The sequence below is a fragment of the Kribbella sp. NPDC058245 genome (assembly GCF_042882005.1).
Classification (GTDB): Bacteria; Actinomycetota; Actinomycetes; order Propionibacteriales; family Kribbellaceae; genus Kribbella.
In genome coordinates this window covers 1-3,848 of sequence record NZ_JBHVWY010000036.1, presented here as the reverse complement: position 1 = coordinate 3,848, position 3,848 = coordinate 1, and the positions used below count along the sequence as shown (strand labels likewise).

Sequence of the window (3,848 nt, the reverse complement as noted above, 5' to 3'; positions counted from 1 at the left end):
GACCAGCTCGGCACCGCCGGGCGGGTCCTCGTGTCAGCCGGTCTGGTACTGATGGTTGGCGCGCTGCTGTGCGCGGTCGCGGTGGTCCTGCCGATCCTGCGGGCCCGTCACACCAAGCACGGCGCGGGCAGCGTCCTGTACTTCGGCACCGTCCGGCACTACACCCCCGACGAACTGGCCGACCGCCTGGCCGGTGAGGACACCGTCCGGGAGATCTGCGCGCAGTCAGTGATCTTGAGCCGGTTGAGCTGGCGCAAGCACCGCCTGTTGCAGGCCTCGATGCTCGCCACGATCGCCGGTTCCGCCGTCACCGGTCTGACGCTGCTGCTGACCGGCGGTGCGCTGTGAACCGCCACCCGATGACGCTTCCGCAGCGCTGGGCCGACGAGCTCGGCATGGACAGCACCGCCGCCGTGACGACCGAGCTGCGGGAGCGCTTCGAGCACCTGTCGCGGTTCGTGCTGGCCGACGATATGCCGCGCGCCGGTGAGGTGTCGGCTGAGGCTGCGACCGCCTATGGCGACTTCTGCATCCTGGTCGGCTTCCTGGCCGACGCCCACGCCGTTCTGACCCGGAAGGAGACGCACCGATGAGCACGCCGCTGCGTACGACGTACCCGGCCCCGGTCGAGGACCTGATCCCAGCCGCCCGCCGCCTCGCTGCCGACCTGGGTGAGATCCCGTCACAGAACCGGCTCATGAAGCACCTGCGGGTTGGCAAGGACAAGGCCAAGGCCGTTCACACCGCACTGACCGCTGAGCAGACCCAGACCCACGCTGAGACGCACCTTCACTCGGTGCCGGACCCGGACGAGACCAGCGCCACCACCGAGGTAGCCGAGACGCCCGCTGAGACGCCCGTGGAGGAGTTTCCGCAGGTCAGCGAGCCTGTAGACCCGGTCTCGCCGGTTCGCTCGGGCTGGCGCAAGTGGGCCCCGCGGTTCCTGCAGCGCGGGGGCATCTCGTTGGCCGATGAGCCGACTACGGAGACCGCTCCGGAGACCGAGACCGACGCGCGTCCGATTCGGTCGTGGCCGGTGCTGCTGCTGGCACTGCCCGCGTTCGTCGCGGTCTGGTCCGGCTGGGTCGGACTCGGCGAGCTGACCGGCTTCGGAGTCGTTCACCCGCTGCCCGGTATCGCGGACGGCTTCACGATCAACTCCGCGATCACGCTCCCGATCGGTGTCGAGACCTACGCCGCGTTCGCGCTGCGGGTGTGGCTGTCCGGCCGCGTCCCGGCCCGCGCCCGGAAGTTCGCCAAGCGCACCGCACTGTCCGCGCTGGCCCTGGGCGCGCTCGGGCAAGTCGCCTATCACCTGCTGGAGGCCCAGGGCGTCACGTCGGCCCCGTGGCCGATCACCACTGCCGTTGCCTGCCTGCCCGTTGCCGTGCTCGGCATGGGCGCGGCGCTGGCCCACCTGATCAACACCCGCGAGAACGGGAGCAACTGACATGACCGAGCCTGCTGAGAACCTGCCCGACCCGATCGACCTGGACGCCCACCGCGCCCGCCGCGACGACGACACCCGCACCCCTGAGGATTTGGCCGGCGCGCTGGTCCCGCTGTCGCCGGGCGAGGTCGAGTCGATGGACACCGCCTACGAGATCGCGCTGGACGACACCGACGACGACCCGGCCACGGGCAAGGTCATGGTGCCCGTGGACACTCCCGGCCTGCCGGTCCCGGTCGCGGACGGCGTGCGGCTGCCGATCATCCCGACCCACCTGCGCCCCGAGAACCTGAAGGCGACCACGACTCGGGCGCTGGCTCGTGCTGGGCATGTGACGGCCTTCCACGCGGTCCGTTCGCCTTGGTACGCAACGAAGTTCGGCTGGTTCGCCTCGCGCGGCCTGACCCGGCTCGTGGGTAAGCAGATGCGGTGGTGGTGGGTGCCGAACTCGGTAGCCCTTGAGCAGAAGGCAGCCGACGCGGGCGAGCTGAAGGAGTGGGAGAAGATCCACCGCCAGCTCAAGGCCACCCGCATGTGGCGCGGCGGAGTCCTCGCCCTGCAGAACCTCGGTCTGCTGATCGCAGCGCCGGTGCTGTGGAACGCGGCCCCGGCCGCCGGTCTCATCGCCGGAGCGGTCGCGGCGGTAGCTGGGTTGGCGCACTACGGCCGCCCCGCCGGTCAGACGCTGGTCGGTACTGCCGTGGTCGCGCCCCGGTTCCGCAAGCTCAACTCCGACATCGTCCTCCGCGCCTACTACGCCGCCGGACTCGGCAAGCTGGACAAGGCGGACCAGGAGGTGCGCTTCGGTTCCCCGATGTCCCGCGATGCCCGCAATACCGGTTCTCAGGTCGTGGTCGATCTCCCGTACGGCAAGGGCTGGTCGGACGTGGCTGGGGCCCGCGAGAAGATCGCGTCTGGCCTTGATGTGCACGTGAATCAGGTGTTCCTGACCCCGGACAAGACCAGCTCCCGGCGGCACACGCTGTTCGTCGCCGACCGCGACCCGCTCGCCGTACCGGTGGGCCGCACGGATCTGCTGGACTGCAAGCCCCGCAGCATCTGGGACCCGGTCAAGCTGGGCAAGGACGAGCGAGACGCACTGGTGACCCTGTCGCTGATGTGGAACTCGCTGCTGGTCGGCGCGCAGCCCCGCAAGGGCAAGACGTTCCTGGCCCGGCTCGTGGCCCTGCACGCGGCATCGGATCCGTACGTGAAGCTGGTCATTGCCGACGGCAAGAACTCGCCTGACTGGCTGGCGTTCAAGAAGGTTGCCCACCGCACCATTTTCGGCACCCACCCGAACCCCAACGACAACAACCCGATCGAGCGCATGCAAGCCGTGCTGGACGAGGTCTTGGAGCACATCGACCGCGTCAACAGCATCCTCACGAGCCTGCCCGTCACGATGTGCCCAGACGGCAAGCTCACCAAGGAACTCGCCCGCGACCCGCGCTATCCCGACCTGCGCGTGATGGTCATGATCATGGAGGAGTTCCAGGTGTACTTCGAGACCGAAGACCAGGCCGTGAACAAGGAAATCGCGGCCAAGCTGTCCCGCATTCAGGCGGTCGGCCCGTCGGCCGGAGTCATCATCGAGTCCAGCTCGCAGAAGCCGTCAGGTGTCGGCGCGGGCGACGTCGGCCGGTTGTTCAACCGCTACCGCGACAACCACTCGCTACGGATGGCGCTCAAGTGCGGCAACCGGATCGTGTCCGAGGCCATCTTGGGCGGCGACGCCTACGCCGAAGGCTTCGACGCCTCTGCCCTGCCTGTCGGCGACGAGTACCGCGGCGTCGGCTACCTCTACGGGGCCAGCGACCACACCCCGACGGTGCGCACGTTCCTGGCCGACGCGACCGACGCGGACAAGATCCTGACCGCCTGCCGCAAGCACCGCGAGGCCCTCGGCACCCTCACCGGCGAGGCAGCGGGCGAGGAGCTGGAGCGCGCCAGCCGCGACGTGCTGGCCGACCTGCTGACCGTGATGGGCCCCGACGGCAAGGCGCACTGGGACACCCTCGCCGGGCGGCTGGCGTCCCAGATGCCCGAGCAGTACGACGGCACCACCCCCGACGCCATCAGTGCGCAGGCCCGCGCGCTCGGTGTCCCGTCGGTGAACGTGAAGCGTGACGGCGTGGTCCGCAAGGGCGTCAGCGCCGACGACATCCGCGCCGCGATGGCCCGCCGGGACGGCTCCGGCACCTAAGCCGCGGAGCAACACAGAGTAACCAACTGAACTGAGGGTGCGGGGCGGTCTAGGTAGCGCGCTCGACGCTACCGGTAGCGGCAACGCTACCCGCCCCGCTACCCCGCAACCCGTATCTGACCAGGCCGTTCTTTCCCGCGTAGCGGGTAGCGGCCACGGCTCCTCACGCCCAAAAACAGCCCGTTGGAGGCT

Annotated in this window: 4 protein-coding genes; all 4 read left to right on the top strand. The window is 69.5% G+C overall.

Annotation, left to right across the window (positions count from 1 at the left end; translation table 11 throughout):
- Positions 1-348 (top strand): Pycsar system effector family protein (locus ACFVWG_RS41450; RefSeq protein ID WP_391549039.1); only part of this gene is annotated, 348 nt, incomplete at its 5' end.
- Between the two features lie 11 nt (positions 349-359).
- Positions 360-593 carry a hypothetical protein gene (locus ACFVWG_RS41445; RefSeq protein WP_391549038.1) on the top strand — a complete coding sequence of 78 codons (234 nt, stop codon included), beginning with the start codon at positions 360-362 and terminating at the stop codon, positions 591-593.
- Positions 590-1,450 (top strand): ABC transporter permease, encoded by an 861-nt coding sequence (locus ACFVWG_RS41440; RefSeq protein ID WP_391549037.1) that lies wholly within the window; start codon positions 590-592, stop codon positions 1,448-1,450. Before ACFVWG_RS41445 ends, ACFVWG_RS41440 begins: the two co-directional genes overlap by 4 nt.
- Position 1,451: 1 nt before the next feature.
- Positions 1,452-3,656, top strand: a complete 2,205-nt coding sequence (locus ACFVWG_RS41435; protein WP_391549035.1) for a cell division protein FtsK — start codon at positions 1,452-1,454, stop codon at positions 3,654-3,656.
- The last annotated feature ends 192 nt before the right edge of the window (positions 3,657-3,848 follow it).

Excerpts from the sequence above, each read along its gene's own strand:
- ACFVWG_RS41445 (WP_391549038.1), top strand. The coding sequence starts at position 360 with ATGACGCTTCCGCAGCGCTGGGCCGACGAGCTCGGCATGGACAGCACC.
- ACFVWG_RS41440 (WP_391549037.1), top strand. The coding sequence starts at position 590 with ATGAGCACGCCGCTGCGTACGACGTACCCGGCCCCGGTCGAGGACCTG.
- ACFVWG_RS41435 (WP_391549035.1), top strand. The coding sequence starts at position 1,452 with ATGACCGAGCCTGCTGAGAACCTGCCCGACCCGATCGACCTGGACGCC.